The organism is Streptomyces sp. NBC_01622, assembly GCF_045209635.1.
GTDB lineage: Bacteria > Actinomycetota > Actinomycetes > Streptomycetales > Streptomycetaceae > Streptomyces.
The window spans coordinates 4,001,667-4,024,953 of sequence record NZ_CP109293.1; the positions used below are offsets into that span (position 1 = coordinate 4,001,667).

The 23,287-nt window shown below is 70.4% G+C and carries 24 protein-coding genes; 10 read left to right on the plus strand and 14 right to left on the minus strand.

Going from position 1 to position 23,287, the window contains the following annotated elements; translation table 11 throughout:
- Nucleotides 1-4 precede the first annotated feature (4 nt).
- The 4 genes from OH768_RS17840 to OH768_RS17855 form a co-directional block, all read right to left on the minus strand.
- Entirely contained in the window at nucleotides 5-1,213 is a 1,209-nt protein-coding gene (locus OH768_RS17840; RefSeq protein WP_406454763.1) for an RNA polymerase sigma factor, read from the minus strand.
- 5 nt (nucleotides 1,214-1,218) lie between these two features.
- On the minus strand, nucleotides 1,219-1,632 hold the full coding sequence (locus OH768_RS17845) for a YciI family protein (protein WP_406454765.1): 414 nt from the start codon (nucleotides 1,630-1,632) through the stop codon (nucleotides 1,219-1,221).
- Between the two features lie 87 nt (nucleotides 1,633-1,719).
- Nucleotides 1,720-1,905: a hypothetical protein gene (locus OH768_RS17850; protein ID WP_406454767.1), complete on the minus strand. Its 186-nt coding sequence runs from the start codon at nucleotides 1,903-1,905 to the stop codon at nucleotides 1,720-1,722.
- Nucleotides 1,906-1,909: 4 nt separating this feature from the next.
- Nucleotides 1,910-2,515, minus strand: a complete 606-nt coding sequence (locus tag OH768_RS17855; protein WP_406454769.1) for a GNAT family N-acetyltransferase — start codon at nucleotides 2,513-2,515, stop codon at nucleotides 1,910-1,912.
- A gap of 94 nt (nucleotides 2,516-2,609) precedes the next feature.
- Between OH768_RS17855 and OH768_RS17860 the strand changes: the two genes are divergently transcribed.
- Nucleotides 2,610-3,380 carry a transposase gene (locus OH768_RS17860; protein WP_406454771.1) on the plus strand — a complete coding sequence of 257 codons (771 nt, stop codon included), beginning with the start codon at nucleotides 2,610-2,612 and terminating at the stop codon, nucleotides 3,378-3,380.
- Between the two features lie 358 nt (nucleotides 3,381-3,738).
- On the opposite strand, the gene OH768_RS17865 is transcribed toward OH768_RS17860, so the two are convergent.
- A complete protein-coding gene (locus tag OH768_RS17865; RefSeq protein ID WP_406454773.1) occupies nucleotides 3,739-4,845 on the minus strand; it encodes a family 2 encapsulin nanocompartment cargo protein polyprenyl transferase in 1,107 nt (368 codons plus the stop codon).
- A 113-nt stretch (nucleotides 4,846-4,958) separates the two neighbouring features.
- On the minus strand, nucleotides 4,959-6,365 hold the full coding sequence (locus tag OH768_RS17870; protein ID WP_406454775.1) for a family 2B encapsulin nanocompartment shell protein: 1,407 nt from the start codon (nucleotides 6,363-6,365) through the stop codon (nucleotides 4,959-4,961).
- Between the two features lie 296 nt (nucleotides 6,366-6,661).
- Here OH768_RS17870 and OH768_RS17875 point away from each other — a divergent pair, with 296 nt between their 5' ends.
- The gene (locus OH768_RS17875; RefSeq protein WP_406454777.1) at nucleotides 6,662-7,252 is read left to right on the plus strand and encodes an N-acetylmuramoyl-L-alanine amidase; all 591 of its coding nucleotides are present in this window, start codon (nucleotides 6,662-6,664) and stop codon (nucleotides 7,250-7,252) included.
- Between the two features lie 48 nt (nucleotides 7,253-7,300).
- Complete coding sequence (locus OH768_RS17880; RefSeq protein WP_406454779.1) at nucleotides 7,301-8,206, plus strand: 1-aminocyclopropane-1-carboxylate deaminase/D-cysteine desulfhydrase; 906 nt, start codon at nucleotides 7,301-7,303, stop codon at nucleotides 8,204-8,206.
- Between the two features lie 4 nt (nucleotides 8,207-8,210).
- Here the strand turns inward: OH768_RS17880 and OH768_RS17885 are convergent, their stop codons facing one another.
- Nucleotides 8,211-9,806 carry a Na+/H+ antiporter gene (locus OH768_RS17885; RefSeq protein ID WP_406454781.1) on the minus strand — a complete coding sequence of 532 codons (1,596 nt, stop codon included), beginning with the start codon at nucleotides 9,804-9,806 and terminating at the stop codon, nucleotides 8,211-8,213.
- Nucleotides 9,807-9,868: 62 nt separating this feature from the next.
- On the opposite strand from OH768_RS17885, the gene OH768_RS17890 reads away from it, so the two are divergent.
- The 3 genes from OH768_RS17890 (at nucleotide 9,869) to OH768_RS17900 (ending at nucleotide 11,948) form a co-directional block, all read left to right on the plus strand.
- Nucleotides 9,869-10,129: a UBP-type zinc finger domain-containing protein gene (locus tag OH768_RS17890; protein WP_406454783.1), complete on the plus strand. Its 261-nt coding sequence runs from the start codon at nucleotides 9,869-9,871 to the stop codon at nucleotides 10,127-10,129.
- 266 nt (nucleotides 10,130-10,395) lie between these two features.
- A complete protein-coding gene (locus OH768_RS17895) occupies nucleotides 10,396-10,809 on the plus strand; it encodes an anti-sigma regulatory factor (RefSeq protein WP_004925829.1) in 414 nt (137 codons plus the stop codon).
- A 17-nt stretch (nucleotides 10,810-10,826) separates the two neighbouring features.
- Complete coding sequence (locus OH768_RS17900; RefSeq protein ID WP_406454785.1) at nucleotides 10,827-11,948, plus strand: RNA polymerase sigma factor SigF; 1,122 nt, start codon at nucleotides 10,827-10,829, stop codon at nucleotides 11,946-11,948.
- Nucleotides 11,949-11,964: 16 nt separating this feature from the next.
- Here OH768_RS17900 and OH768_RS17905 read toward each other — a convergent pair whose 3' ends face one another.
- Complete coding sequence (locus OH768_RS17905; protein WP_406454787.1) at nucleotides 11,965-12,429, minus strand: hypothetical protein; 465 nt, start codon at nucleotides 12,427-12,429, stop codon at nucleotides 11,965-11,967.
- Nucleotides 12,430-12,545: 116 nt separating this feature from the next.
- Here OH768_RS17905 and OH768_RS17910 point away from each other — a divergent pair, with 116 nt between their 5' ends.
- Both OH768_RS17910 and OH768_RS17915 read left to right on the plus strand, forming a co-directional pair.
- The gene (locus OH768_RS17910; RefSeq protein ID WP_406454789.1) at nucleotides 12,546-13,514 is read left to right on the plus strand and encodes a diacylglycerol/lipid kinase family protein; all 969 of its coding nucleotides are present in this window, start codon (nucleotides 12,546-12,548) and stop codon (nucleotides 13,512-13,514) included.
- A 319-nt stretch (nucleotides 13,515-13,833) separates the two neighbouring features.
- Entirely contained in the window at nucleotides 13,834-14,091 is a 258-nt protein-coding gene (locus OH768_RS17915) for a WhiB family transcriptional regulator (protein ID WP_006142322.1), read from the plus strand.
- A gap of 209 nt (nucleotides 14,092-14,300) precedes the next feature.
- On the opposite strand, the gene OH768_RS17920 is transcribed toward OH768_RS17915, so the two are convergent.
- Entirely contained in the window at nucleotides 14,301-15,767 is a 1,467-nt protein-coding gene (locus OH768_RS17920; protein ID WP_406465320.1) for a sensor histidine kinase, read from the minus strand.
- A 363-nt stretch (nucleotides 15,768-16,130) separates the two neighbouring features.
- Nucleotides 16,131-16,760, minus strand: coding sequence for a TetR/AcrR family transcriptional regulator (locus OH768_RS17925; protein WP_406454791.1), 630 nt, complete (start codon nucleotides 16,758-16,760; stop codon nucleotides 16,131-16,133).
- 109 nt (nucleotides 16,761-16,869) lie between these two features.
- Here OH768_RS17925 and OH768_RS17930 point away from each other — a divergent pair, with 109 nt between their 5' ends.
- Nucleotides 16,870-17,622: an SDR family oxidoreductase gene (locus OH768_RS17930; protein WP_406454793.1), complete on the plus strand. Its 753-nt coding sequence runs from the start codon at nucleotides 16,870-16,872 to the stop codon at nucleotides 17,620-17,622.
- Nucleotides 17,623-17,632: 10 nt separating this feature from the next.
- On the opposite strand, the gene OH768_RS17935 is transcribed toward OH768_RS17930, so the two are convergent.
- Complete coding sequence (locus OH768_RS17935) at nucleotides 17,633-18,703, minus strand: SIS domain-containing protein (RefSeq protein WP_406454795.1); 1,071 nt, start codon at nucleotides 18,701-18,703, stop codon at nucleotides 17,633-17,635.
- A 188-nt stretch (nucleotides 18,704-18,891) separates the two neighbouring features.
- On the opposite strand from OH768_RS17935, the gene nagB reads away from it, so the two are divergent.
- Nucleotides 18,892-19,677 (plus strand): glucosamine-6-phosphate deaminase, encoded by a 786-nt coding sequence (gene nagB, locus OH768_RS17940; protein WP_406454797.1) that lies wholly within the window; start codon nucleotides 18,892-18,894, stop codon nucleotides 19,675-19,677.
- Nucleotides 19,678-19,819: 142 nt separating this feature from the next.
- Here nagB and OH768_RS17945 read toward each other — a convergent pair whose 3' ends face one another.
- From OH768_RS17945 to OH768_RS17955, 3 genes are read right to left on the minus strand one after another with little or no spacing between them, the layout of a single operon-like run.
- The gene (locus OH768_RS17945; RefSeq protein WP_406454799.1) at nucleotides 19,820-21,412 is read right to left on the minus strand and encodes a glycoside hydrolase family 3 protein; all 1,593 of its coding nucleotides are present in this window, start codon (nucleotides 21,410-21,412) and stop codon (nucleotides 19,820-19,822) included.
- A 9-nt stretch (nucleotides 21,413-21,421) separates the two neighbouring features.
- Nucleotides 21,422-22,285, minus strand: coding sequence for a carbohydrate ABC transporter permease (locus tag OH768_RS17950; protein WP_359602442.1), 864 nt, complete (start codon nucleotides 22,283-22,285; stop codon nucleotides 21,422-21,424).
- Nucleotides 22,282-23,265: a carbohydrate ABC transporter permease gene (locus OH768_RS17955; protein WP_406454802.1), complete on the minus strand. Its 984-nt coding sequence runs from the start codon at nucleotides 23,263-23,265 to the stop codon at nucleotides 22,282-22,284. The genes OH768_RS17950 and OH768_RS17955 overlap by 4 nt, the downstream gene beginning before the upstream one ends.
- Nucleotides 23,266-23,287 lie beyond the last annotated feature (22 nt).

Here is a 23,287-nt window from a genome sequence, read left to right on the forward strand (position 1 = left end):
CACGCTAAGGCCTCAGCCGCGCGGCCCGCGCCCGCAGGTAGCGCTGCTCGGGCAGGCTGAGGGTCCTTGCCGCCGCCGACTCGTAGGCGGCCCGGGCCGCGATGAACTCGCCGGCCCGTTCCAGGAGGTGGCCGCGGACCGCGTCGGGGCGGTGCCCCTCCCCCAACTCGTCCGCCACCAGGTCCAGTTCGGCCAGGCCCGCGCGCGGACCGTCGACCATGGCGACGGCGACAGCCCGGTTGAGGCGTTCGACGGGGCCGGCGACCAGGCGCACCAGCACCTCGTACAGGCCGAGGATCTCGTGCCAGTCCGTCGCCCGCGCCGACGGCGCCTCGTCGTGTACGGCGGCGATCGCCGCGCGCAACTGGTAGGGCCCCGCGGGCCCCTGGGACAGCGCCCGGGTGACGAGGGCGACGCCCTCCTCGATCGCCGACTTGTCCCAGCGGTCGCGGTCCTGTTCGTCGAGGGGGACGAGTTCGCCGTGCGTGCCGGTGCGGGCGGCCCGGCGGGCGTCGGTGAGCAGCATCAGCGCGAGCAGCCCGGCCACTTCGCCGACTTCGGGGAGCAGCCGGTGCACGGCACGGGTCAACCGGATTGCCTCGCCCGCGAGTTCGCGCCGCGTCAGACTCGGGCCGGACGTCGCCGTATAGCCCTCGTTGAAGATCAGGTACAGCGTGTGCAGGACGGCCGGCAGCCGCTCCGCCCAGTTGTCCGGCCGCCCGAAGCGCACACCCCGCACCTTCGCCTTCGCCCGGCTGATCCGCTGTGCCATCGTCGCCTCGGGTACGAGATACGCGCGGGCGATCTCCGCCGTCGTCAGTCCGCCGACCGCCCGCAGGGTGAGCGCGATCTGCGCGGTCGGGGTCAGCTCCGGATGGCAGCAGAGGAAGAGCAGGGAGAGGGTGTCGTCCTCGCGCGGCGGCTCGGCCGTGTACGGCTCCCGGGGCGCGAGTGCCGCCGCCCTCTCCTCCCGCGCCCGCCGCGCCTCCTCGCTGCGCAGCGCGTCCGTCAGCCGCCGCGAGGCGACCCGGATCAGCCATCCGCGCGGATTCTCCGGCACACCGTGCTCCGGCCACTGCCGGGCCGCCGCGAGCAGCGCCTCCTGTACGGCGTCCTCGGCGGTGTCGAAATGGCCGTACCGCCTGACCAGCGCGCCGAGGACCTGCGGCGCGTGTCGGCGCAGCAGGTCCTCGGTGCCGGTGGTGTCGCGCATACGGCTCAGACGTCCGCGGTGCCGCCCTGGATGGGACGGATCACCACCGCGCGGCTGACGGCACCCTCGGGCAGGGGGCAGCGGGTGACGCGGTCGGCGATCTCCGTGACGCGTTCCAGGCTCGCGCACTCCAGGACCCAGTAGCCGGCCATCAATTCCTTGGTCTCGCTGTACGGGCCGTCGGTGATCACGGCCTTGCCGTCCGCGCCCAGCGCGACCAGCCGGGTCCTCGCCGGTTCGGTCAGCCCCTGCGCGTCGATCAGCTCACCCGTCTCGGACAGGTCGTCGTTGATGGCGCCCATGTGGGCGAACATGGCCTGCATCTCCGCCTCGCTCCAGGCCGGGGACCCGGGGGTGGGCTTGCCCTGCATGCCGTCGTAGTCCGCCTGTGTGCCCTGCACCATGACCAGGTACTTCATGAGTCCGCTCCTTCGGCTCGTGCCACCCGTGCCGGGCGGCTTCTCACAGGAGACATCGGAGCCGGGCCGGGATTCTCGACACGGGTTTCAGGATTCTTTCGGGGCGGTGTCTGCCCGGGGCTCGGCGCCCTCGCCGACGTACGCCTCGCACTCGGGGTTCCGGCACGGGCCGGCCTCCCACTTCGGTACCCATGCGCCGAGCGTCTTGTACCGCCGGACGACGGTGGCCACCGGCTGTCCGCAGACGGGACAGGTGTGCTCTTCTCTGCCCATGTACTCAGCCTAGAACCGTGCGGGGCTCGCGCCACATCGGATACATGCGCGGGCCGTCCGGGAGGTCGAGGGTGCGGTCGGTGAAGGTGTAGCCGAGCCGCGCGTACAGCTTGGTGCTGCGCTCGCTGCTCGCCTCCAGGTACGCGGGCAGGCCCTCGCGGTCGCAGCGCTCCAGGACGTGCCGGATCAGCGCGGCGCCGAGGCCTTCGCCCTGCCGGCCCGGTGCCACGGCGATCATCCACAGGTACTCGTGGGCCCGGCCGGTGGGATGCCCCTCGTCCATGAGCCGGGCGATCGTCTCGACCCGCTCGTTGTCCGGGTCCACGAACTCCCGCAGCGCTACGGCCTCGTCCGCGCCGTCCGCCGCGTGCGCCTCGCCCGGCATCGACAGCCACAGCGCGCAGGCCGCGCCGTCCTCGGCCAGGTCGATACGGCCGTCGGCGAACACGGAGTCCGTGAAGGCGGCCATCAGCTTGTGGTGGGTCGTACGGCGGTACTCGGCGTCGGGGAAGATCCAGCCGCTCACCGGATCGTCCTGGAACGCGTCGTCCAGCAGCCTGACGATCAGCTCCCGGTCGCCCTCGCCCGCCGCCCGTATCGCCACGCCCATGTCCCGCCCCCACGTCTCAACAGTCCTATTCCGTACGGGTGTTGAGCCTAAGACTTGTCCCGTAACTGCTGGTCAGGGATGAGATGATCTTGTCGTGGCTGGTGTGATCACGGCGTCGGAGCCGTCCTGGATAGCCCCGTTCACCGGGCTGAGTCCGCGTCAGTTCGGGAAGCTGATCACGGCGTTGCGACGCGAGGGCGCCGACCCGGTGCGCAAGGGCCGGCCGTGGAGCCTGCCGCTTGAGGACCGGGTGCTGCTGGTCGCCGCCTACTGGCGGACCAACCTGACCCTGCGCCAACTGGCGCCGCTGTTCGGGGTGTCGAAGTCGGCCGCCGACCGCATCATCGACCACCTCGGACCCGCGCTCGCCCTCCAGCAACGCAGGCGGTTCCGCAAGGACGCCGTGCTGATCGTGGACGGCACCCTGGTCCCCACCCGCGATCACCAGGTCGCCGAGCAGTCGAAGAACTACCGCTACTCGACCAACCACCAGGTCGTCATCGACGCCGACACCCGGCTCGTCGTCGCCGTCGGCCGCCCGTTGCCCGGCAACCGCAACGACTGCAAGGCGTGGGAACTGTCCGGCGCGAAGGACGCCGTCGGCAAGACAACGGTCATCGCGGACGGCGGCTACCGCGGCACCGGCCTGGTCATCCCGCACCGACGTGAACCGGGCCAGGCCCAACTCCCTGAATGGAAAGAGGAACACAACACCTCCCACCGCAAAGTCCGCGCCCGCGTCGAGCATGCCTTCGCCCGCATGAAGACCTGGAAAATCCTCCGCGACTGCCGCCTCAAAGGGGCCGGTGTCCACCACGCCATGCTCGGCATCGCCCGCCTGCACAACATCACCCTCGCCGGGTGACGGAGAAAAGGCAGGGCATCCAGCACATCAAAGATCATTTACGGGACAACGCTTAGCGGGACTTTCGGGCGAGTGAGCCGAAGGGACGCGCCTGTGTCGAGAGGGCATGGGGGCCCCTCCCGCTCGAGCGAAGCCGAGAGTGGGGGAGCGCGGAGGCCCGAAGGGTCGAGCACGATCGCGCTCTCGACACCGCCACGCGCCGGTAGGCGCATATTGAACACAGCGGCGCCCCGGAGGCGAACCGAGCCTTAAAAAAGGGGGAGCCCCGCGCACCGTGGGGATGCGCGGGACCCGACGGTCCGGAGCCCGGTGGCCGTGCGGAGTCAGGGCCGCACGGTTCCCGAAGGCTCCGGAGTCTTCAACTGCTGCGCCGGGTGACGAACTCGGCCAGCGCGAGCAGACCGCCCGCGTCCTGCGGGTCCGGAATCGCCCGGGCCAGCTCCTGCACGGCCCGCGCCATCCGGTCGGCGGCCTGGGCCTGCGCCCAGTCCCGGCCGCCCGCCCGCTCGACGGCGAGCGCGGTGCGCTCCAAGTCCCCTTCCTCGTACGGCAGTCCGTACAGTTCGGCGAGTTCCACGGCCGCCGAGGTGCCCGAGGTGAGCGCGGCGACCACGGGCAGCGACTTCTTGCGTACGGCGAGATCGGCGCCGGCCGGTTTGCCGGTGCGGCCGGGGTCGCCCCATATGCCGATGACGTCGTCGATCAGCTGGAAGGCGAGCCCGGCCTGCCGGCCGAACGCGTCCAGCGCCTCCACGTCCTCGGCGGACGCCCCCGCGTACAGCGCGCCCACCGCGCAGGCGCAGCCGAGCAGCGCGCCGGTCTTGGCCTCGGCCATGGCGAGCACCTCGTCGAGGGTGACCTCGCCGGGGGCGCGCTTCTCCATGGCGGTGTCCGCATGCTGGCCCGCGCACAGTTCGACGACGCAGCCCGCGAGCCGGGCCGCGGCGGCCGAGGACGCCGGGTGCGGGTCCTCGGCGAGCAGCCGCAGCGCCAGTGCCTGGAGCGCGTCCCCGGCGAGGATCGCGTCGGGGTCGCCGAACACGGTCCACGCGGTGGGCCGGTGTCTGCGGGTGGTGTCCCGGTCCATCACGTCGTCGTGCAGCAGTGTGAAGTTGTGGATCAGCTCCACCGCCGCCGCGGCCCGCAGCGCGCCCGCGCGAGCCCGTTCGCCGCCGAGCGCGGTGGCCGCGGTGAGGACGAGGGCGGGGCGGATCGCCTTGCCCGCGTTGCCCGCCATCGGGGTGCCGTCCGCGTGCTCCCACCCGAAGTGGTAGAGCGCGATCCGGCGCATCGAGCCGGGCAGCGAGTCGATCGCCGAGCGCAGCTCGGGGTCGACGGTCGCCCGGGCCTCCTCCAGGATCACCGCGGCCTCGTGCCCGTCGATCGGCGGTGCGCCCGGCCCCGTTCCTTCGACCGGCTGCGTCCCGTCGGCGCGCTGTTTCGTCTCCGCCCTGGACTCGGCCATGGGGTCCCCCTCGGAGAGTCCGCGGACGGTGGCGTTTCCAGTGCGGCTGAGCACATGTGACCGGGATGTACCCGCCCTGACGGGCGGGGACACCGCGTCCAGCTGCTGAAACGTCACCTCCAGCGGCCGATCTCGACGTTCTCCAGGACGCCGAGGGCGTCCGGCACCAGGACCGCCGCCGAGTAGTAGGCCGTCACGAGGTACTTGATGATCGCCTGTTCGTTGATGCCCATGAAGCGCACCGACAGGCTCGGCTCGATCTCGTCCGGGATGCCGGCCTGCTGGAGGCCGATGACACCCTGGTCGGCCTCGCCGGTACGCATGGCGATGATCGAGGTGGTCCGCCGGTCGCTGACCGGGATCTTGTTGCATGGGTAGATCGGCACCCCGCGCCAGGTCGGGATGCGGTTGCCGCCGACCTCGATGGACTCCGGGACCAGTCCGCGCTTGTTGAGTTCGCGGCCGAACGCCGAGATGGCGCGCGGATGGGCGAGCAGCATCCTGGTGCCGCGCCGCCTGCTGAGCAGCTCGTCCAGGTCGTCCGGGCTGGGGACGCCGTCGTGGGGCTGGAGCCGCTGGTCGTACTCGCAGTTGTTGAGCAGGCCGAACTCGCGGTTGTTGATCAGCTCGTGCTCCTGGCGCTCCTTCAACGCCTCGACGGTGAGCCGGAGTTGCTGCTCCGTCTGGTTCATCGGCTGGTTGTAGAGATCGGCCACGCGCGAGTGGATGCGCAGGACGGTCTGGGCGACGCTCAGTTCGTACTCGCGCGGCCGGGCGTCGTAGTCGACGAAGGTGTGCGGGATGTCCGGCTCGCCGGAGTGGCCGGCGGCGAGGTCGATGGCCTTCTCGCCGTACTTGTTGGTGCGCTGCTCGGGGATCGCGCGCAGTTGTGTGAGGTGGTCGCGCAGGGTGTCGGAGCGCTCCGCGACCTGCTCGACGTCCCCGCGGGCCAGCACGAGAACCGTGCAGGCGGTGTCCGCGCGGGCCGTGTACTCCCAGATGGCATCCGGGTCGAGCAGGGCCTGGTCGCCGAAGTAGGCGCCGTCGGCGAGGACCCCGAGGACCGTGTCGTCGCCGTACGGGCCCGTGCCGATCTTCTCCACCCTGCCGTGCGCCAGCAGGTACACCTCGTCGGCCTGGCCGCCGAACGACGCGATCGCCTCCCCCGGGGCGAACTCGCGCTGCCGGCAGCGGACGGCCAGCTCCGAGAGGACCTCCTCGTCCTCGTAGTCCCGCAGCGCGGGCAGTTCGCCGAGCTCCGCGGGGATGACCTCGACGCGGTCGCCGGTCTTCACGAATGTCACCCGGCCGTCGCCCACGGAGTAACTCAGCCGTCGGTTCACCCGGTATGTGCCACCCTGCACGTTCACCCACGGCAGTGTGCGCAGCAGCCAGCGCGAGCTGATCTCCTGCATCTGCGGCGCGGACTTCGTGGTGGTGGCCAGGTTCCGCGCAGCCGCTGTACCAAGACTCTGCTGCGGCTTGTTCTGCTCCGCGCGGACCTCTTCGCCTACCGACATAGAGAAATGCCCTCCCCATTCATGCCGGGCCTGTGCGCCCGGCATCGTTCTCGCGCTCCAGCCTTCCTCACTCAGCGTGCCGGTGGTATTACCCGAAAGGGCGGGAATGGATCTTCACGTGCTGGGCACAGGGGCTGTTTACGTCGAATGTTGTTCGAGTTGCGGCCGGGGCCGCCGTTGTCCGGATCGGCTCGCACGCCGTACGAACAAGTCGTCCGTACTGGAGTTTTTCGGTACAAGCAGCGATAACAGGCGGCCGTGCACGTCGGCCGTCGCACAGCACGAAGGAGGCGTTCATGGCCTCACCCATGTCCGCGGGCGGTTTCCTGGCCGGTCTGAAGGCGGAGGGCGTCACGGTCGTCGAGGTCGGCGACTGGGAGCATCACAACCGCAACCACAAGGGCCCGTGGGGACCCGTCCACGGCGTGATGATCCACCACACGGTCGCCAAGGGCAGCGCGCACACGGTGGACCTCTGCCGCGAGGGCCGCCGGGACCTGCCCGGCCCGCTGTGCCACGGCGTCATCACCAAGGACGGCACCGTCCACCTGGTCGGCTACGGCCGCGCCAACCACGCGGGCCTGGGCGACGACGACGTGCTGCGCGCGGTGATCGCCGAGAAGCGACTGCCGCACGACAACGAGGCCAACACCGACGGCAACCGGCACTTCTACGGCTTCGAGTGCGAGAACCTCGGCGACGGCGAGGACCCGTGGCCCGAGGCCCAGTTGGAGGCGATCGAGAAGGTCGCCGCGGCGGTCTGCCGCCACCACGGCTGGTCGGAGCGGTCGGTGATCGGGCACCTGGAGTGGCAGCCCGGAAAGGTGGACCCGCGCGGGTTCACGATGGACTGGCTGCGCGAGCGGGTCGGCGAGCGCCTGAAGTGACTCCCGGAGGACACGGATGACGGGGGCGGCCCGGGTGACAATGGTGCCGTGACCAGCCCCGACCTCGCCGCCCTACGGCCCCGGCTGCCGTCGCCGGTGGAGGAGATCACGGACGGGCGCTTCGGCCGGCACGGCGTCCGGCTGCTGCTCAAGCGGGACGACCTGATCCACCCGGACCTGATCGGCAACAAGTGGCGCAAACTCGCGTCCAACCTCGCGGCGGCGGCCGGCCGTACGGTCGTCACGTTCGGCGGCGCCTACTCCAACCACCTGCGCGCCACCGCCGCCGCGGGGCGTCTCCTGGGCCTGGGCACGGTCGGCGTGGTCCGCGGCCAGGAGCTGGCGGACCGCCCGCTCAACCCGTCCCTGGCCCGGTGCGCGGCCGACGGGATGCGTCTCCACTTCGTCGACAGGTCGACGTACCGGCGCAAGAGCGAGCCCGAAGTGCTGGCCGGCATCCTGCGCGAGGTGGACGCGGAGGACGCGTACGTCGTCCCCGAGGGCGGCAGCAACTCCCTTGCCGTGCGCGGCTGCCGGGCCCTGGGTGAGGAACTGCGCGCGCGTGCCGACGTCGATGTCGTCGCCCTCGCCTGCGGGACCGGCGGCACGCTGGCCGGGCTGGCCGCCGGACTCGCCCCCGACCAGCGCGCCCTGGGGATACCGGTCCTCAGGGGCGGCTTCCTGAGCACCGATGTCGCGGCCCTTCAGGAGCGGGCCTTCGGTGCCCGGCGGGGCGACTGGTCGCTCGACGAACGCTTCCATTTCGGGGGCTACGCGCGCGTGTCGGCCGAACTCGACGCCTTCGCCGAGGACTTCGAGGACCGGCACGGGCTGCCCGTCGAGCGTCTCTATGTCGCCAAGTTGCTGTACGGACTTGTTGTCCTGGCGGACGAGGGCGCCTTCCCGCGCGGGAGCACAGTCGCCGCCGTCATCACCGGGCGACCCTTCCAGTGATCTTCTAGGCGGCCTCCCGATAAGCCGCCGCCTCCTCCAGGTCGAGGCGGCGGAGCAGGGTGCGCAGCATCTCGTCGTCGATGTAGCGGCCGTCGCGCAGCCGCACGAACATCGAGCGTTCGGCGCTGATCATCTCGCGGGACAGGCGGCGGTAGGTGTCGTCGACGGTCTCGCCGGTCACGGGGTTGGTGGCGCCCAGGCGCTCCCAGACGGCGTTGCGGCGGCGCTCCAGGACCTCGCGGAGCCGGTCGGCCAGCGGAGGCGGCAGGGCGTTGCGCTCGTCCTCCAGAAGGGCGTTCAGGCGTTTCTCGGCCACCCGGGAGGCCTGCGCCTGGGCGTTGGCCTCGGCGAGCGTCTCGGCCTGGGGGTCGCGCCCGGGGAATTTCAGCAGCCGGATGATCGGGGGCAGGCTCAGTCCCTGCACCACCAGGGTCCCGATGACCGTCGTGAAGGTCAGGAACAGGATGATGTTGCGCTGCGGGAAGGGGTCGCCGCCGTGCACCGTGAGCGGGATCGAGAAGGCGATGGCCAGCGAGACCACGCCCCGCATCCCGGCCCACGCGGTGGTCATCGCCCCCTTCCAGGTGGGATTGTCCTCGCGTTCCCTGATCCGCGCCGAGAACACGCGGGGCAGGAAGGCCGCCGGATACACCCACACGAACCGGGTCGCGACGACGACCAGGAAGAGGGCGATCGCGTACAGGGCGGCGTCCAGGCCCCGGTACTCGCCAAGTCCCTTGAGCACCACCGGCAGTTGCAGCCCGATCAGGGCGAACACCGCCGACTCCAGGACGAAGGCGACCATCTTCCACACCGCCTCCTCCTGGAGGCGGGTCGCGAAATCGACCTCCCACGCGCGGTGACCCAGATAGAGCGCCACGACCACGACGGCGAGCACTCCGGAGGCGTGCACCTGCTCGGCGACCGCGTAGGCCACGAACGGGATCAACAAGGAGAGCGTGTTCTGCAGCAGCGCCTCCTTGAGGTGGGTGCGCAGCCAGTGGATCGGCACCATCATCAGGAGCCCGACACCGACACCGCCGACGGCCGCGAGCAGGAACTCCCCGATACCGCCCGCCCAGGTGGCGCCCTCGCCGACCGCCGCCGCGAGGGCCACCTTGTAGGCGGTGATCGCGGTGGCGTCGTTCAGCAGGGACTCGCCCTGGAGGATCGTCGTGATCCGCGAGGGCAGTCCCACCCGGCGGGCCACCGCCGTCGCGGCGACCGCGTCCGGCGGCGCCACCACCGCGCCGAGCACCAGCGCCGCGGTCAGCGGCAGCCCCGGCACGATCACGTACGCGGCCCAGCCGACGACGAACGTGGCGAAGAGCACGTACCCCACCGACAACAGCGCCACGGGCCGCACTTGGGCCCGCAGGTCGAGGTACGAGCTGTCGGTGGCCGACGTGTAGAGCAGCGGGGGCAGCAGCAGCGGCAGTACGACGTCCGGGTCCAGGGTGTAGTCCGGGACCCCCGGGACGTACGAGACGGCCAGCCCGACCGCGACCAGCAGCAGTGGCGCCGGCACCGGGGTGCGCCGGGCCCCGGCGGCCACCACGGCACTTCCCGCCACCAGCAACAGCAGTGGCATCACGTCCATCGTCCTCGCCCGCCCTCGTTTTTCCGCGCGGCCAACCGCACAGCCGTCGTAATCTGGCAATCATGAAACCGTGCACGCACGCCGACGCGCTGCCGCTCCCGGAACCGAAGCCCCAGAGCGAGACCTGCCTCGAGTGTCTGGCGGCCGGCACCCACCCCGTACAGCTGCGACTCTGCCTCTACTGCGGCCATGTCGCCTGCTGCGACTCCTCGCCCCTGCGCCACGCGACAGCACATCACAAGGAATCCGGGCATCCGGTGATGCGGACCTACGAACCCGGTGAGAGCTGGCGCTGGTGCTTCGTCGACCACGTACTCCTGTGACCCCGTAATCCGACCGCCGGTTTCGACGGTTCGACCGTCTGACGTCTGGGTACGTCAACCCGGCGCGCGCTCTTCCCAATTGGGCCCGCAGGACCCCTAGCCACGGAGCGTATCCGTAGGTTTACTATGAGTGACAGCATGGGGTTGGGGTCCCGGGGACAGGAAAGTTCAGAGCGCGGTAGCGTCACCGCTGAACCAAGTATCGCGTTACCCCGGGGGGCGACCCCTGGGCCCCCGAAAGAGCATGTACCACCTTGGAGGTGAGGGTGTCCCAGATCGCAGGCGAGCCCGCGACCCAGGACTTCGTGGAAGTCCGGCTGCCGGCTGCGGGTGCCTACCTGTCGGTGCTGCGTACGGCCACGGCCGGCCTCGCAGCCCGTTTGGACTTCACCCTCGACGAGATCGAGGACCTCCGCATCGCGGTGGACGAGGCCTGCGCGATCCTGCTCCAGCAGGCCGTGCCCGGCTCAGTGCTCAGCTGTGTCTTCCGGCTCGTGGACGACTCGCTCGAAGTCACCGTCTCCGCCCCGACGACGGACGGTCACGCGCCCTCGCGCGACACCTTCGCCTGGACCGTGCTGTCGGCCCTCGCGGGCAAGGTCTCATCGGCAGTCGACGAGGACAAGACCGTTTCGATCAGCCTCTACAAACAGCGCGGCGCGGGACCCGGGCCGGCGTGAGGAACGGGGACGGGCCGGTGCGGGACGAAGAGCGCGGCACACGGGAGCTGCCGGCCGAGGGCGGCACGGACGGAGCACGCCGTACGGCGGACGCCGGCCCCCTGGTGCCCTGCGGCGGAATCCCCGAGCAGGCCCGGCCGCATCCGGAGGACGAACCCTCGGAGGCCGGTGTGACGGACGACGGTCAACGTGAGCAGGACGGTGCCGTGCGTATTGGTGGGGTCTCCCCCGTTGCCGGGGGTTCCCCCGCTCCGACTCAGTCGAGCGTGGGGGAGGAGGCGAAAGCTCGGGGAAGGGCGACGGACCAGGCGATGAGCGAGCACGAGCGGGACGACGTGGCGGGCGCGCAAAGCGTGCAGAGGGTGCAGAGCACCAGGCACGACCCCCACGACCGCAGCGGAGCGCGCGCGCTCTTCATCGAGCTGCGCACGCTCAAGGACGGCAGCGTCGAGTACGCGGAGCTGCGCAACCGGCTGGTCCGTATGCACCTGCCGCTCGTCGAGCATCTCGCGCGCCGCTTCCGCAACCGCGGCGAGCCGCTGGACGACCTGACCCAGGTCGCCACCATCGGCCTGATCAAGTCGGTCGACCGCTTCGACCCGGAGCGCGGTGTCGAGTTCTCGACGTACGCGACCCCCACGGTCGTCGGCGAGATCAAGCGGCACTTCCGTGACAAGGGCTGGGCGGTGCGCGTCCCACGCAGGCTCCAGGAGCTGCGGCTGTCGCTGACCACGGCGACGGCTGAGCTCTCGCAGCGGCACGGCCGCTCCCCCACGGTCCACGAGCTGGCCGAGAAGCTGGGCATCTCGGAGGAGGAGGTCCTGGAGGGCCTGGAGTCCGCCAACGCGTACTCCACGCTGTCCCTGGACGTCCCGGACACGGACGACGAGTCCCCGGCGGTCGCGGACACCCTGGGCGCGTACGACGAGGCCCTGGAGGGCGTCGAGTACCGGGAGTCGCTCAAGCCGCTCCTGGAGGACCTGCCGCCCCGGGAGAAGCGGATCCTGCTGCTGCGCTTCTTCGGCAACATGACGCAGTCGCAGATCGCGCAGGAGGTCGGCATCTCCCAGATGCATGTGTCCCGACTGCTGGCCCGGACACTGGCCCAGCTGCGGGAGAAGCTCCTCGTCGAGGAGTAGGACACCGGGCCGGAGGTCAGCCCTTCGGCTCTTCGGTACGGCGGCCGGGCCCTCGGATTCCGAGGGCCTGTGTCGTCGCCGGGTTGACCAGCAGCACCAGTGAGGCGATCGCGACCACCGCGAGCGCGATTCCGGCCGGGATGGCCACGCTGTCGGCCTGGAGCAGGTTGTAGGCCACGGGCAGCGCGATGATCTGCGTGATGACGGCGGGGCCCCGGCTCCAGCCGCGCCGGCCGAGCAGTCCGCGTGCGGCGAGCAGCGGCAGCAGCGCGAGCACCACGAGGGTCACGCCTCCGGTCACGGCCTGCTGCCGGTCGTCCGGGTCACCGGTGAGTCCCAGGACGAGCATCCAGACACCGCCGACGGCCAGCGCGAGACCCTCCAGTGCGACGAGGACCGCCGCGTAGGTCAGACGGCGCGGACGGGGTCCGTCGGGGCCGTCGGTCTCCGTCTCCGGGGCGGGGGTCTGCTCAGCGCTCACCCCAGAAGGGTAGCCCTCGTAAAACGGCCCCGGGTGTCCAGGCTCACGCCCTCTCCTCTTACCGAACCCCTACCTCGGTATGGGACGGGTACCCCCCAGTAGGTACGCTGCAACTCATGCGTGCACTTCTCGTGGTCAATCCGGCGGCAACCACCACAAGCGCACGTACGCGCGACGTCCTGCTCCACGCGCTCGCCAGCGAAATGAAGCTGGAGGCCGTCACCACGGAGTACAGAGGCCACGCGCGCGACCTCGCCCGGCAGGCCGCGGAGAGCGGGAACGTCGACCTGGTGGTGGCCCTCGGCGGCGACGGCACCGTCAACGAGGTCGTCAACGGCCTGCTGCACACCGGCCCCGACCCGGAGCGCCTGCCCGGCCTCGCGGTGGTCCCCGGCGGCTCCACCAACGTCTTCGCGCGCGCCCTGGGCCTGCCCAACGACGCCGTGGAGGCCACCGGCGCGATCCTCGACGCCCTGCGCGAGGGCAGCGAGCGCACGGTCGGGCTCGGGCTGACCTCCGGCACGCCCGGCACCGAGGACGAGGCGGTGCCGTCGCGCTGGTTCACCTTCAACGCCGGGCTCGGGTTCGACGCCGGGGTGGTCGGGCGGGTCGAGCAGCAGCGGGAACAGGGCAAGAAGTCCACGCACGCGCTGTACGTGCGCCAGGTGGTCCGGCAGTTCCTCGGCGAGCAGCACCGCCGGCACGGGACGATCACTCTGGAGCAGCCCGGGGAGGACCCGGTCACCGATCTGGTGGTGGCCATAGTCTCGAACACCTCGCCCTGGACGTATCTCGGCAATCGCCCGATGTACACGTCACCTAAGGCGTCGTTCGATAAAGGCCTCGACGTACTCGGTCTCAGCCGTCTGTCCAGCGCCGCGGTTGCCCGATATGGCACCCAGTTGCTCACTTCGTCCCCCGAGCGCGGCCCCCATGGCAAGCACGCTGCGGCTCTGCACGACCTGAGCGAGTTCACCTTGCATTCGAAGGCCCCGTTGCCCCTCCAGATGGACGGCGACCACCTCGGACTGCGTACGAGCGTGACGTTCACAGGCGTACGCCGTGCACTGCGTGTGATTGTGTGAGCAGAAAGGGCTGAAGTCCTTTCACTCGAACGTTTAGACCAGGATCCACCCCATGGAAGTACGGCTGTGACCTAGTCGACACCGAGGAATCAAAAAAAACTTTCCAGAAGGGGTTGTATCCGCCGCTGAGGTTTGCGAGTCTCTACGTGGCGATCGAGACGGCCCGCAACACCGGCCTCCACGGATCACCGGAACCCCTCTTCAATCCACAGGACCCCGCCAGTGAACCTGGCGTTCGGCCCTTCACTTGTTGAGGGATTCGTGAAAGCGTTCACATTCACAAGCAACCCGCACGTAATACCAAGGAGAGGTAGCAGCCATGGACTGGCGTCACAACGCCGTTTGCCGCGAGGAAGACCCCGAGCTCTTCTTCCCCATCGGCAACACCGGTCCTGCGCTGCTGCAGATCGAGGAAGCCAAGGCCGTCTGCCGTCGCTGCCCCGTTATGGATCAGTGTCTGCAGTGGGCGCTCGAGTCCGGCCAGGACTCCGGCGTCTGGGGTGGTCTCAGCGAGGACGAGCGCCGCGCCATGAAGCGCCGCGCCGCTCGCAACCGGGCCCGTCAGGCCTCCGCCTGACGTCCACCCTGCTAACAGCCTGAGCTTGGCGGCGCGTACAGCGAGTACGCATCTCCCGCCCCCGAGCCGCAGCGCGCAGTACCCCCGATGCGCATAGCAACGAGCGACTGGCCCCGGATCACCCAGTGATCCGGGGCTCTTTGCTGTTCAAGTGCACGCGTGCGTACGGCTGTTCGGACCCGTGCATGTGGAGGTCGTCTGCGCGTACGTCACTTGTGTGCCTGCACCGGCACATCCAGAATCACCCGGGTCCCCCGCTCCGGCCCCGGCACCATGTCGAACGTGCCGCCCAACTCGCCCTCCACCAGGGTCCGTACGATCTGCAGGCCCAGGTTGCCCGAGCGGTGCGGGTCGAATCCCTCGGGGAGTCCTACGCCGTCGTCCTGCACGGTGACCAGGAGGCGGGCCTCCTTGGAGCTGCCGCCGCGCACGGCCGACACCTCGACCGTGCCGGTCTCGCCCTCGCGGAAGCCGTGCTCCAGAGCGTTCTGCAGGATCTCGGTGAGGACCATGGAGAGCGGGGTCGCGACCTCGGCGTCCAGTATTCCGAAGCGGCCGCTGCGCCGGCCGGTGACCTTGCCCGGGGAGATCTCGGCCACCATCGCGAGCACCCGGTCGGCGATCTCGTCGAACTCCACGCGCTCGTCCAGGTTCTGGGACAGCGTCTCGTGCACGATCGCGATCGAGCCGACCCGTCGTACGGCCTCCTCCAGCGCCTCCCGGCCGCGCTCCGACTCGATCCGGCGGGCCTGCAGACGGAGCAGGGCGGCGACCGTCTGGAGGTTGTTCTTCACCCGGTGGTGGATCTCCCGGATGGTCGCGTCCTTGGTGATCAACTCCCGCTCGCGGCGCCGCAGTTCGGTGACGTCCCGGAGCAGCACCAGTGAACCGATGCGGGTGCCCTTGGGCTTGAGCGGGATCGCCCGGAACTGGATGACCCCGTCGCGCGCCTCGATCTCGAACTCGCGCGGCGCCCACCCGCTGGCGACCTTGGCGAGCGCCTCGTCCACCGGTCCCCGGGTCGGGGCGAGTTCGGCGGTGGTCACGCCCAGGTGCTGGCCGACGAGGTCGGTGGCGAGGCCCATGCGGTGGTACGCCGACAGGGCGTTGGGCGAGGCGTACTGCACGATGCCGTCGCCGTCGAGCCGGATCAGTCCGTCGCCGACGCGCGGCGAGGCGTCCATGTCGACCAGCTGGTTCGGGAACGGGAAGGAACCGGCCGCGATCATCTGCGCGAGGTCCGACGCGCTCTGCAGATAGGTGAGTTCGAGGCGGCTCGGGGTGCGCACGGTGAGCAGATTGGTGTTGCGCGCGATGACTCCCAGGACGCGCCCGTCCCGTCGTACCGGAATCGACTCGACGCGGACGGGGACCTCTTCGCGCCACTCGGGGTCGCCCTCGCGTACGATCCGGCCCTCATCGAGGGCGGCGTCCAGCATGGGGCGGCGGCCGCGCGGGACGAGGTGGCCGACCATGTCGTCCTGGTACGAGGTGGGGCCGGTGTTCGGGCGCATCTGGGCGACGGAGACATAGCGGGTGCCGTCGCGCGTGGGGACCCACAGGACCAGGTCGGCGAAGGAGAGGTCGGAGAGCAGCTGCCACTCCGAGACCAGCAGGTGGAGCCACTCGAGGTCGGAATCGTCGAGTGCGGTGTGCTGGCGTACGAGTTCGTTCATGGAGGGCACGTCTGCGAGCGTACCCGCCGGTCTGTACCTGTCCTAAAAACACCCGCGGGCCGCGGCGCCTGAGAGGGACCCTCAGCCCTCTCGGCACCGCAGCCCGGAGCAGCAACGGCCACGGGGTGTGCGGTCCCGATCGGCCGATGGATGAGGACCCGGGGCAGTCAGGGCAGAGAGCTCCGGTTCCTCGGTCCGTCTTCCTGTGCGGGGAAGACGGAGGCTTGCGCCTTTAACACATTGTGGACTAGACCACTAATCCGTGTCCATGCGTTGAAGGATGTTTGATGGCGACGCTTTCCCGCACCCGTCCGCAACTACTCGGACGTCCCAGCATCCACCGCGAAGCCTAACCGTGTTGAGTCATGTGCGGGGCCAGATGGTCATGGCAATTTCCGCGAGCGCCTCCAGCTCCGCGCGGCTCGCCCCGTCCCGCGCCTGCTGGGACATTCCCTGGACGACCGCCCCCGCATGCCGGGCCAGCGCGGCGGCGTCGAGGTCCGCCGGCAGCTCCCCCGCGGCGATGTCCGCGGCGATACGGCGCTCGAAGGCGGCGAGGTTGGCGTTGCGCCGCGCCCGCAGGGACTCCTCGACCTCGGGGGTCGTGCAGTTGGTGGCCGCGTGGATGACGAGACAGCCGTGCGGCCGGCCGGGGGCCGTGTACTCGGCGGCGGCCTCGCGCAGGATCCGCGCCACGGCGGCCCGGGCGGTGGACTCCTCGGCGAGCGCCCGGTCTGCGAAGGAGCCGTAGCGCGTGCCGTACTCCTCGACGACCTCGGCGAACAGGGCCCGCTTGTCGCCGAAGGCGGCGTAGAGGCTGGGGGCGCCGATGCCCATGGCGCGGGTCAGGTCCGAGACGGAGGTGGCCTCGTAGCCGTGCTCCCAGAAGGCGAGGACCGCCCGCTCCAACGCGGTCGTACGGTCGAAGGAGCGCGGTCGCCCGCGCGACTTCCCTGCCTTGACCTGCTGTTTTGCCCCGTCGCTGCCCACCATGGAGTGAATTGTATAGCGACTGCTAGAGAAATGTCGGTGCGCTCATGTACGGTCTTTTCTGTAGCGACCGTTAGGGAAATCGCTGAAGAGACGCGGAGGGGGCGTGGACATGGGTGTGCTCGCGGGCAGGACGGCACTCGTCACGGGTGCGGGCAGGGGAATCGGACGGGGCATCGCGGAGCGGCTGGGGCGGGACGGGGCGCGGGTCGCGGTGCACTACGGCAGGAGCGAGGCGGCGGCGAAGGAGGTGGTCGCCGCGATCGAGGGCGCGGGCGGCTCGGCGTTCGCGCTCGGCGGGGAACTGGGTGTGCCGGGTGATGCCGAGCGGCTCTGGGCGGAGTTCGACCGGCACGCGGACGGGCTGGACATCCTGGTGAACAACGCGGGGATCGGGTCGTCGTCACCGATCGGGGAGATAGGGGAGGACGAGTACGACCGTGTCTTCGCGGTGAACGTGAAGGCGCCGTTCTTCCTCGTCCGGCACGGGCTGGGCCGGCTGCGCGACGGCGGCCGGATCATCAACATCTCCTCGGGGCTCGCCCGGAGCGCGGCGATGCCGCACAACATCGCGTACTCCATGACGAAGAGCGCCCTGGACGTCTTCTCCCGGGACCTGTCCAAGGTGCTCGGCCCCCGGGGCATCACGGTGAACTCGGTGGCGCCGGGCCTCATAGACACGGACAACACCGCCGAGTTCCTGCACGGGAGCGAGGACGGCTGGGCCCGGGCGGCGGCCTTCTCCGCCCTGGGGCGGGTGGGAGAGACGGCCGACGTGGCGGATGTGGTGGCGTTCCTGGCGTCCGACGGCGGGCGGTGGATCACGGGGAGTTGGGTGGACGCGACGGGAGGTTCCCTCACATAGGAGCGTGGGGTCAGCGGGTCTCCGTCACCTTGGCCAGGGCGCGGGGCGCGTCCGGGTCCTGGCCCCGGGCGATGGTGACCTCGTAGGCGAGGAGCTGGAGCGGGAGGATCTCCAGGATCGGCTGGAGTTCCTCGGGGACGCCCTCGACGGGCAGGACGAAGCCGGCCGAGGCCTGTTCGACCTGGCCGGCCGGGCCGATGACGACCAGGTCGGCGCCCCGGCCGCGCAGCCGGTCGAGCACGGGCTGGAGGGCGGCGCCGCCCTTGCCGTCCGTCACGACCGCGATGACCGGGGAGACGTTGTCGACCATGGCGAGGGGGCCGTGCAGCAGATCGGCACCGGAGTAGGCGAGGGCGGGGATGTAGCTGGTCTCCATCAGCTTGAGGGCGGCTTCCCTGGCGGTGGGATAGCCGTAACCACGGGAGGTGATGACCATGCGCTCGGCGAAGCGGTAGCGGGAGGCGAGGGTGCGGACCTCGTCCTGCCGGGCGAGCAGTTGCTCCGCGAGGTCGGGCAGCGCCTTGGCCGCGGCGCCGTCGCCGCCGCGAAGTCCCTCGACGAAGAGATAGAGCGCGAGCAGGGAGGCCGTATACGTCTTGGTAGCGGGGAGGGCCTTCTCCGGTCCGGCCATGATGTCGATGTGGTACTCGGAGACGGCGGCCAGCGGTGAGTTCGGGTTGTTGGTCACGGCGACGGTGATCGCGCCGGCCTCGCGGGCGGCGCGGGTCGAGGCCACCAGGTCCGGGGAACCGCCGGACTGACTGACGGTGACGACGAGGACATCGGTCAGATCGGGGCGGGCGCCGTAGGCCGTGGTGGTCGACATCGAGGTGAGTCCGCAAGGCAGGCCGAGGCGGATCTCCAGGAGGTACTTGGCGTACAGGGCGGCGTTGTCGGAGGTGCCGCGGGCGGTGAGCAGCACGAAGCGGGGCTCGCGGGCGGCCACCTCCTGGGCCACCTGCCGGATGCGCGGAGCCCCCTCCTCCAGGATGCGGCGCAGGACGGCCGGCTGCTCGGCTGTTTCGCGGGCCATGATCCGGCCCGGTACGTCGTTCTCGGGGATCGGTGCCGTGGCGGTCATGCGGGTCCTCCGGAGGTGCGCGGGGAAGGGCGACGACGGTCCGTCGGGTCCATTTCACCCCCTCTTCCAGGAGACCGCCCGCGCGGGGTGGTGGGACAGGGATCACCTGGGCGGTCGGACCCGATTCTGTTAGATTGACCCTCGATTGGTCTAAACCACATGGCTCACTTCAGAACGGCAGGCCCAGCGTGGAAGTTGTCATCGTTCCGGACGCCGAGTCGGGCGGCGAGCTCATCGCCGAGGCCATGGCACAGCTGCTCCGGCGCAAGCCGGACGCCCTGCTGGGCGTAGCCACCGGCTCGACGCCACTGCCCATCTACGAAGCGCTGGCGGCCAAGGTCCGCGCCGGCGCCGTGGACACTTCGCGGGCGCGGATCGCCCAGCTCGACGAGTACGTGGGGCTGCCCGCCGAGCACCCGGAGTCGTACCGCTCGGTGCTGCGCCGTGAGGTGCTGGAGCCGCTCGGGGTCGGGATGGACTCGTTCCTCGGGCCGGACGGTGCGGCCGAGGACGTACAGGGGGCCTGCGAGGCGTACGACAGGGCGCTGGGCGAGTCCGGCGGGGTGGACCTGCAGATACTGGGCATCGGGACCGACGGGCACATCGGGTTCAACGAGCCGTGCTCGTCGCTGGCCTCGCGGACCCGGATCAAGACGCTGACCGAGCAGACGCGGGTGGACAACGCGCGCTTCTTCGACGGCGACATAGGTCAGGTCCCGCACCACGTCATCACGCAGGGCATCGGGACCATCCTGGAAGCGCGGCACCTGGTGCTGCTGGCGACCGGTGAGGGCAAGGCGGACGCGGTCGCCGCGACCGTGGAGGGGCCGGTCGCCGCGGTGTGCCCGGCGTCGGCACTGCAGTTGCACCGGCATGCGACGGTCGTGGTGGACGAGGGCGCCGCGTCCAAGCTGAAGCTCGCGGACTATTTCCGGCACACGTTCGTCAACAAGCCCGACTGGCAGGGGATTTGAGGCGCGGGGCTTGAGGCGCGGGTTCTTCTTCCGCACGCGCGAACGCACACGTCGTGCCGGTGCCGGGCTCCCTCGTGGAGGGCCCGGCACCGGTGTATTCGGAGGTGTTCCCCCGGGTCGGGGTCGCTCCCCCGGCTCGCGGTCACGCCCCGGCGATGACCTCCGCCGCCGCCTGACCACAGACTCGGGCCGCGCCGTGGGTGGCGATGTGGAGGGCGCCTCGGGGGGCGGCCTGCGGTATGCCCATCTCGACCACGACGGTGTCGGGGCGGGCCGCCAGCAGGGTGTCGAGGGCGGACGCCATCCAGGGGTGACGGTGTTCGTCCCGGACCACGGCGACGATGCGTCGCGTCCCGGCCGCCGTCAGGATCGCGTCGGCCGCGTCCGCGTCCTCGCCGGTGAAGCTGCTCGACTCCGTGCCGGGCAGCAGCCGGGCGAGTTCCGCGGCCACGCCCCAGGGCGTCTCGTCACCGACGGCGATGTTGGCGACGGGGGTGAGGAGAGCGACGTAGGGGGGTTCGGTGAGGGGGGTGAAGGTGTCGGCGTCAGTGCTGGTGCCGACTTTCATGCCGGTGACCGTGAGGGCGCGGCGGGCGGCGACGAGACCGATATCGACGCGCGTCACGTCCGACGGGGACGCGGTGGCCGTGACTGGAGCGGAACCCTCCGCTGCCGCTGCGGAGCCCTCGGCGGCAGCTGATGCCGAGGCCGCCCAGCGGGCCAACCCCCGTACCCGTTCCGCCGCTTCGGCCAGGCGTTCCTCCGGGAGTTCGCCCGCGCGGACCGCGCTCACCAGGGCGTCCCGCAGGCGTCGTACCGTCTCGTCGTCCGCGAGGCCGCCGCCCACGCAGAGCGCGTCGGCGCCGGCGGCGATGGCGATGACGCTGCCGCGTTCGATGCCGTAGGTGGCGGCGATGGCCTGCATTTCGATGGCGTCGGTGACGATGAGGCCGTCGTAGCCGAGTCGGCCGCGCAGGAGGTCGGTCAGGATGTGCGGGGAGAGAGTGGCCGGGTGGTCCGGGTCCAGGGTGGGGACCAGGATGTGGGCGCTCATCACCGCGCGGGTGCCGGCGGCGATGGCCGCGCGGAACGGGAGGAGTTCGCGTCGCTCCAGGACGGAGGACTCCGCGTCGATGCGTGGCAGCGCGTGGTGGGAGTCGACCGCGGTGTCGCCGTGGCCCGGGAAGTGCTTCGTGCAGGCGGCGACGCCCGCGGCCTGGAGGCCGGTGACGTAGGCGGCGGTGTGGCGGGCGACCAGTTCGGGGTCGGCGCCGAAGGAGCGGACCCCGATGACCGGGTTGGAGGGGTTGGAGTTCACGTCGGCGGACGGCGCCCAGTTGAGGTTCACGCCGCATGCGGCGAGCCTGCGGCCCAGCTCGTACGCCACCTCCCTCGTCAGGTCCACGTCGTCCACCGCGCCGAGCGCGTGGTTGCCGGGGAAGGAGGAGCCCGTGCGCACCTCCAGGCGCGTGACGTCTCCGCCCTCCTCGTCGATCGCGACCAGCACGTCGTCCCGTTCGGCCCTCAACTGGGCGGTCAGAGAGGAGAGTTGCTCGGGTGACGCGATGTTGCGGCCGAACAGGCCCACCGAGGCCAGGCCTTCGCCGAGGCGCCGGAGCAGCCAGTCGGGGGCGGTGGTGCCGGGGAATCCGGGTTGCAGGACGGTGAGGGCGTCGCGCGTCAGGCCATCCTTTTCAGGATTGGACGCAGTTGTACCGCTGGCGAATGTCGTCATCGGTTGGCGTTATCCCTTCACAGCGCCGGCGGTCAGGCCCGCGGCCATCTTGCGCTGGACGAGGAGGAAGAGGACGACGATCGGCACGGCCATCATCGTGGCGCCGGCCATCATCGGGGCGTATTCGGTGCCGTGCTTGGTGGTGAAGTTGCCGAGCCAGACAGTCGCCGTCTGGTGCTCCTGGCTGAGCAGCATCAGGGCGTAGAGGTACTCGTTCCAGGCCTGGATGAAGCCGTAGACCGAGGTGGCGACCATGCCGGGGGCCAGGAGGGGAAAGACCACGCGGATGAAGGCGCCGGTGCGGGAGCAGCCGTCGACCATGGCCGCCTCCTCCAACTCCTTCGGGATGTTGACGATGAAGCCGCGCAGGGTCCACACCGTGAACGGGAGGATGAAGGTCAGGTACGTGATGATCAGGCCGGAGAGCTTGTCGTACTGGTCGAGGTCGTTCAGCAGCAGGAAGACCGGGATGATCATCGAGACCAGCGGAACCATCTGGACCGCGAGGATGCCGACGATCACGATCTTGCGGCCGCGGAAGGCGAAGCGGGAGATGGCGAGCGCGGCCAGCAGGCCGACGATGATGCCGATCACGACGACCGACAGGGACACGATGAGGCTGCGGCCGACCGGGCCCCAGAAGTCGGCGATGTCCAGCGCGCGGCGGAAGTTGTCGAGCGTGATGCCGGTGGGCAGCAGGCTCGGGTCCGGGTCGATGGCGTCCTTGGCCGGTTTGAACGCCGTGTCGACCATCCAGTAGAGCGGAAAGCCGACGACGAGGAAGACGAGGAGGCCGACGAGGTTCCAGCCGAGCTTGGACTTCTTGCGCCCGCCGGTCGGCCTGCGGGGCGCGTCGGTCGTGAGCGCGCTCATTCGACCTCTCCGATCTGAAGCATCTGACGCATGTAGACGGCGACGACACCGAGCAGCAGCACCACCGTGACCAGGGCTATCGCAGAACCCTGTCCGTAGTCGTTGACGACGAAGGCACGGTCGTACGAGTAGGTGCTCAGGAGTTGGAAGTCGGCCTCGGGATGGCCGCCGCGCATCACGAACACCTGGGGGAAGACGCCCATGTCCCAGATCACCGAGAGGGTCGTGAGCATCACGATGATCGGCTTGAGGATGGGCAGGGTGACGTACCGGAAGACGCCCCAGGCACCGGCGCCGTCGAGGCGGGCGGCCTCCTCCAGTTCCTGGGGGACCTGGGTGAGTCCGGCGCTGAGGGTGATCACCACGAAGGGCACCGCGCCCCAGACCACCAGCAGCATGATGACGAGGAGGCCCTGCGGTCCGCTGGCGAACCAGTTGTGGCCGACCATGTCGACGCCGGGGAGCTTGCTGAGCAGGGCGTTGAAGACGCCGTAGTCCGTGTCGAAGAGCCACTTGAAGACGGTGGTCGCGACGATGACCGGCATGCCCCAACTGGCCACCAGGACAATGTTGATGAGCGTCTTCAGCCAGCCGGAGACCCGCTGCTGGAGCAGGGCGAGGGCCATGCCGGCGACCATCGTGAGGACGACCGAGCCGGCCGCGAAGACGATCGTGCGGACGACGACGCCCCAGAACTCGCCGTCGCCGAGGATCCCGGAGAAGTTGTCGAAGCCGATCCACTCGGCGGGCTTGAAGCCCCACAGCTGGGACTGTCCGAAGGTCTGGAAGGACAGCGTGACCAGGCGGACCAGCGGATAGCCCATGACCAGGGCGAGAATGAGCAGACAGGGGGCGAGCAGCAGCCAGGGGACCCCGGTACCTCTCGACGTCCGCTTTCTGCGAGGTGCGCCCAAGGCGCGCGGTGGGGGCGCCTGCCGCGGCGGCGGCACCTTGGCAGGGGTGGTCGTGTCGGCACTCATCGCGCGCTCCTCAGCGGTCCCT